Source organism: Sodalis sp. (in: enterobacteria) (assembly GCF_047607725.1).
Classification (GTDB): domain Bacteria; phylum Pseudomonadota; class Gammaproteobacteria; order Enterobacterales; family Enterobacteriaceae; genus JBLKSS01.
In genome coordinates, this window is sequence record NZ_JBLKSS010000265.1 from 1 (window position 1) to 2760 (window position 2760).

The 2760-nt window shown below is 52.7% G+C and carries 2 protein-coding genes and 1 rRNA gene; 1 reads left to right on the forward strand and 2 read right to left on the reverse strand.

Going from position 1 to position 2760, the window contains the following annotated elements:
* A 16S ribosomal RNA gene (locus ACMX3H_RS18030) occupies positions 1-1217 on the reverse strand; the annotation flags it as partial.
* A gap of 464 nt (positions 1218-1681) precedes the next feature.
* On the opposite strand from ACMX3H_RS18030, the gene ACMX3H_RS18035 reads away from it, so the two are divergent.
* Complete coding sequence (locus tag ACMX3H_RS18035; protein ID WP_415209321.1) at positions 1682-2260, forward strand: gamma carbonic anhydrase family protein; 579 nt, start codon at positions 1682-1684, stop codon at positions 2258-2260.
* A gap of 111 nt (positions 2261-2371) precedes the next feature.
* On the opposite strand, the gene ACMX3H_RS18040 is transcribed toward ACMX3H_RS18035, so the two are convergent.
* The gene (locus tag ACMX3H_RS18040) at positions 2372-2545 is read right to left on the reverse strand and encodes a DUF1488 family protein (RefSeq protein WP_415209322.1); all 174 of its coding nucleotides are present in this window, start codon (positions 2543-2545) and stop codon (positions 2372-2374) included.
* Between the last annotated feature and the right edge of the window lie 215 nt (positions 2546-2760).

Sequence of the window (2760 nt, forward strand, 5' to 3'; positions counted from 1 at the left end):
CGTAAGGGCCATGATGACTTGACGTCATCCCCACCTTCCTCCGGTTTATCACCGGCAGTCTCCTTTGAGTTCCCGACCGAATCGCTGGCAACAAAGGATAAGGGTTGCGCTCGTTGCGGGACTTAACCCAACATTTCACAACACGAGCTGACGACAGCCATGCAGCACCTGTCTCAGCGTTCCCGAAGGCACCAAGGCATCTCTGCCTCGTTCTCTGGATGTCAAGAGTAGGTAAGGTTCTTCGCGTCGCATCGAATTAAACCACATGCTCCAGCGCTTGTGCGAGGCCCCCGTCAATTCATTTGAGTTTTAACCTTGCGGCCGTACTCCCCAGTCGGTCGATTTAACGCGTTAGCTCCGAAAGCCACGGCTCAATGCCACAACCTTCAAATCGACATCGTTTACAGCGTGAACTACCAGGGTATCTAATCCTGTTTGCTTCCCACGCTTTCGTACCTGAGCGTCAGTCTTCGTCCAGGGGGCCGCCTTCGCCACCGGTATTCCTCCAGATCTCTACGCATTTCACCGCTACACCTGGAATTCTACCCCCTCTACGAGACTCTAGCCTGCCAGTTTCAAATGCAGTTCCCAGGTTGAGCCCGGGGATTTCACATCTGACTTAACAGACCGCCTGCGTACGCTTTACGCCCAGTAATTCCGATTAAAGCTCGCACCTTCCGTATTACCGCGGCTGCTGGCACGGAGTTAGCCGGTGCTTCTTCTTGCGGGTAACGTCAATCAATGGCGCTATTAACGCCACTGCCTTCCTCCCCGCTCAAAGTGCTTTACAACCCGAAGGCCTTCTTCACACACGCGGCATGGCTGCATCAGGGTTTCCCCCATTGTGCAATATTCCCCACTGCTGCCTCCCGTAGGAGTCTGGACCGTGTCTCAGTTCCAGTGTGGCAGCTCATCCTCTCAGACCAGCTAGGGATCGTCGCCTAGGTGAGCCATTACCCCACCTACTAGCTAATCCCATCTGGGTTCATCCGATGGTGTGAGGCCCGAAGGTCCCCCACTTTGGTCTTGCGACGTTATGCGGTATTAGCTACCGTTTCCAGTAGTTATCCCCCTCCATCGGGTAGATTCCCAGACATTACTCACCCGTCCGCCGCTCGCCGGCAAAAGAAGCAAGCTTCTTCCCGCTGCCGCTCGACTTGCATGTGTTAGGCCTGCCGCCAGCGTTCAATCTGAGCCATGATCAAACTCTTCAATTAAAAGCTTGATGCTCAAAGAATTAAAACTGGTATTCGTATGAATATTCGTTTGTTCACTCTTCAAGACTTGATATTTCGTGTGTCGATATCGTCTTGTGAGTGCCCACACAGATTGTCTGATAAATTGTTAAAGAACGCTGCGCTGCCGGAATCCGGCTGGCGCGAGGTGGCGTATACTACGCCTTTCTCAATTCAGTGTCAAGCCGTTTCGCCTGTTTCTGAACCCTCCCGTTCACTGTGATGATATTCACATGACCGGTCGATGGAGGCGCATTATAGGGATCCGAATTTATTGCACAAGCCTTTTTTGATCTTTTGCCGCTGACTGTTTATTTTTCATCCCTTCCGCTTTGATCTTAAGCGATCGTCTGCGCAAAAACGGCAAATGGCGGTCAAGGAAAGGTTGTCACAAACGCTTTTGAGACGATACAGTCTATTCAGTACCCCACAAAAGGATCCTTATCATGCCTCAGCACGTTGGACCGCTGCGCCCTTACCGAGACACCTTCCCTCAACTCGGCAAGCGGATCATGATCGATCCCAGCAGCGTGGTCATCGGTCATGTCACCCTCGGCGACGATGTCAGTATTTGGCCGCTGGTCGCTATTCGCGGCGACGTCAACCGCGTGCAAGTCGGCGCGCGCACCAATATTCAGGACGGCTGCGTATTACACGTGACCCATCGCTCCGAGCGCAACCCGGCGGGACATCCCCTGATTATTGGTGATGAGGTCACTGTGGGGCATAAAGCCATGTTGCATGGCTGCACGATCGGCAATCGTGTCCTGATTGGCATGGGAAGCATTATTCTGGATGGCGCCGTCATTGAAGATGAGGTCATCATTGGCGCTGGAAGCCTGGTGGCGTCCGGTAAGCGCCTACACAGTGGCTATCTCTATTTTGGCAGTCCGGCGCGGCGAGTCCGTCACCTGACGCCCGCGGAAATCGGTAATCTCATTTACTCGGCCAATAATTATGTACAGTGGAAGGATGACTATCTCACCCAGGCAGATGAACTGCGGCCGCCTGTAGAAGGACGTTAAATTTATTATCATCGCGCGACCCTGGCATTTTTATCGGCGTAGCTTTAGGGATAGCGCTTCTGGCATCGAAAAACGCATTCCTGCTTAAAGCTTTGGTCATGTGCCATTGTTTCAGGATAAGCAGTATCGGCCGTCAATATCCATTCCCTGAGCGATAAGCGACTCCATTGTATCCTCTACGTCCAGGCGATGCTGACGAAAGAGCGCGAGAGGATTGGACTCATCAGCCGCGGACAAAAAGCGGCTACATAACCAACCCGCGCTGACTTGGCACTCCGCGCGCATCCCGCCCACCGTAAGCGTACGCCCAGCGCCGTCTGTTAATTCTCCATCAAGTTATTGAAGATGATGTCCATTATTTTTTTAATGGGCGCAATTCATGAAACAAACCCCACCAAAACTCTCAAGACGTCGTCCCAATTTCCCGCTGGACTTTAACATTAAACTGGTTGAGCAGGCGCTCCAGCTCGGCGTATCCATTGCCAAGCTGGCACGGGATA